This is a genomic window from Komagataeibacter sp. FXV3 (genome assembly GCF_015155755.1).
Taxonomy (GTDB): Bacteria; Pseudomonadota; Alphaproteobacteria; order Acetobacterales; family Acetobacteraceae; genus Komagataeibacter.
Genome location: NZ_VWPI01000176.1, coordinates 2,501 through 5,541, shown reverse-complemented (window position 1 = coordinate 5,541; position 3,041 = coordinate 2,501). Strand labels below are relative to the sequence as shown.

Annotated in this window: 1 tRNA gene and 2 rRNA genes (1 of these 3 cut by a window edge); all 3 read right to left on the bottom strand. The window is 55.8% G+C overall.

The window, feature by feature from the left end:
- A tRNA-Met gene (locus F1542_RS16650) sits at window positions 1–77 on the bottom strand.
- Between the two features lie 21 nt (window positions 78–98).
- Window positions 99–214: ribosomal RNA gene (rrf, locus tag F1542_RS16645) — 5S ribosomal RNA — on the bottom strand.
- Window positions 215–324: 110 nt separating this feature from the next.
- Window positions 325–3,041 (bottom strand): 23S ribosomal RNA (locus F1542_RS16640) (it continues 24 nt past the right edge of the window).

Genomic DNA, 3,041 nt, shown 5'->3' with positions numbered 1-3,041 from the left:
TGGTTGCGGGGGCAGGATTTGAACCTGCGGCCTTCAGGTTATGAGCCTGACGAGCTACCGGGCTGCTCCACCCCGCGGTGGTGAGGGGTGACTGGAAGACCTGGCGGCGACCGACTTTCCCGTGCCTTGAGGCACAGTATCATGGGCGCTGGGGTGTTTCACGGCCGAGTTCGGGATGGGATCGGGTGGATCATTCCCCGCCATGGCCACCAGGTCATCCAGTCATCCCTTTGGTAAGGGGCTGAGAGGATGTGATGGGTTGGTGCTTTGATGTGTTGAAGAGTGGATGACTGCTGTGCATGTGTGTTGCCACTGTTGTGGCTTTGGAATGAGCCTATTGGGCGATTAGGACCAGTTAGCTGCACGCATTACTGCGCTTCCACACCTGGCCTATTGACGTGATGGTCTATCACGGCCCTCGGGGAGACCTTGTTTTGAGGTGGGTTTCCCGCTTAGATGCTTTCAGCGGTTATCCCGTCCACACTTAGCTACCCGGCTGTGCCGCTGGCGCGACAACCGGTGCACCAGAGGTATGTTCATCCCGGTCCTCTCGTACTAGGGACAAATCCTCTCAAGTCTCCAACACCCACGGCAGATAGGGACCGAACTGTCTCACGACGTTCTAAACCCAGCTCACGTACCACTTTAATCGGCGAACAGCCGAACCCTTGGGACCTGCTCCAGCCCCAGGATGTGATGAGCCGACATCGAGGTGCCAAACCTCCCCGTCGATGTGGACTCTTGGGGGAGATCAGCCTGTTATCCCTAGAGTACCTTTTATCCGTTGAGCGATGGCCCTTCCACGCGGGACCACCGGATCACTATGGCCGACTTTCGTCTCTGATCGAGCTGTCACTCTCACAGTCAGGCGGGCTTATGCCATTGCACTCGACAGCCGGTTTCCGACCGGCCTGAGCCCACCATCGCGCGCCTCCGTTACACTTTGGGAGGCGACCGCCCCAGTCAAACTGCCCACCATGCAGGGTCCCGGACCTGGCTAACAGGCCTCGGTTAGACATCAGAAACAGTCAGGGTGGTATTTCAAGGATGGCTCCACCGGAACTGGCGCCCCGGTTTCAAAGCCTCCCACCTATCCTACACAGAATGTCTCTGATGCCACTGCAAAGCTGCAGTAAAGGTTCATAGGGTCTTTCCGTCTGACCGCGGGTACCCCGCATCTTCACGGGGAATTCAATTTCGCTGAGCCGATGCTGGAGACAGCGGGGAAGTCGTTACGCCATTCGTGCAGGTCGGAACTTACCCGACAAGGAATTTCGCTACCTTAGGACCGTTATAGTTACGGCCGCCGTTTACCGGGGCTTCAATTCGGTGCTTGCACACCTCCTCTTAACCTTCCGGCACCGGGCAGGCGTCAGGCCGTATACGTCGTCTCTCGACTTCGCACAGCCCTGTGTTTTTACTAAACAGTCGCTACCCCCTGGTCTGTGCCACCCGCCAATGGTTGCCCACTGACGGGTCTTGCTTATCCCGAAGTTACGCAAGTAATTTGCCTAGTTCCTTCAGCATCGTTCTCTCAAGCGCCTTGGTATTCTCTACCAGTCCACCTGTGTCGGTTTCGGGTACGGTCTATATGCCAGAGCTATTTCCTGGAATACTCCAAAAGCCGGATCAATCCGATAAGACCCGACAACATATTGTATTCGTCACTTCTGGCAGGCCCGGGAATATTTGCCCGGTTTCCATCGACTACGGCTTTCGCCCTCGCCTTAGGGGCCGGCTCACCCTGCGCGGATTAACCTTGCGCAGGAACCCTTGGACTTTCGGCGACAGTGTTTCTCGCACTGTTTGTCGCTACTCATGTCAGCATTCGCACTTCCGATATCTCCAGAGAGGGTCACCCCGTCTCCTTCACAGACCTACGGAACGCTCCGCTACCGCGCATTCAAAGAATGCACCCACAGCTTCGGCACGTGGCTTGAGCCCCGTTACATTTTCGGCGCAGGGTTTCTATTAGACCAGTGAGCTATTACGCTTTCTTTAAAGGATGGCTGCTTCTAAGCCAACCTCCTGGTTGTTTTGGAATCCCCACATCCTTTCCCACTTAGCCACGATTTGGGGGCCTTAGCTGGTGGTCTGGGCTGTTTCCCTCTCGACAATGGACCTTAGCACCCACTGTCTGTCTGCCGAGCTCATACTTCCGGGTATTCGGAGTTTGGTTAGGTTTGGTAAGGCTTTGGGCCCCCCTAGCCCATCCAGTGCTCTACCCCCCGGGGTAATACTCGACGGTCTACCTCAATAGATTTCGCGGAGAACCAGCTATTTCCGAGTTTGATTGGCCTTTCACCCCTAGCCACAGCTCATCCCCGACTTTTTCAACAGGCGTGGGTTCGGCCCTCCAGTGCGTGTTACCGCACCTTCAGCCTGGCCATGGCTAGATCACTCGGTTTCGGGTCTTCTGCCAGCAACTCGTCGCCCTGTTCAGACTCGCTTTCGCTGCGCCTACACCTAACGGCTTAAGCTTGCTGCAAACAGAAACTCGCTGACCCATTATACAAAAGGTACGCCGTCACCCCATAAGAGGCTCCGACTGCTTGTAGGCATTCGGTTTCAGGTCTTTTTCACTCCCCTCGTCGGGGTGCTTTTCACCTTTCCCTCACGGTACTTGTTCACTATCGGTCACCAGGGAGTATTTAGGCTTGGAGGGTGGTCCCCCCATGTTCAGACAGGATTTCACGTGTCCCGCCCTACTCAAGGATCATTCCTGACACTACGCATACGGGGCTATCACCCGCTATGGCCGGACTTTCCATTCCGTTCTGCTTCTTCAAAAATGACCACTGGCCTGTTCCGCGTTCGCTCGCCACTACTAGCAGAATCTCAATTGATGTCTTTTCCTCCGGGTACTTAGATGTTTCAGTTCCCCGGGTTCGCCTCATGTCCCTATGTATTCAGAACATGATACCCATCGCTGGGTGGGTTGCCCCATTCAGATATCCACGGATCAAAGCCTGCTCGCGGCTCCCCATGGCTTTTCGCAGCGTGCCACGTCTTTCATCGCCTCCTGGTGCCAAGGCATCCAC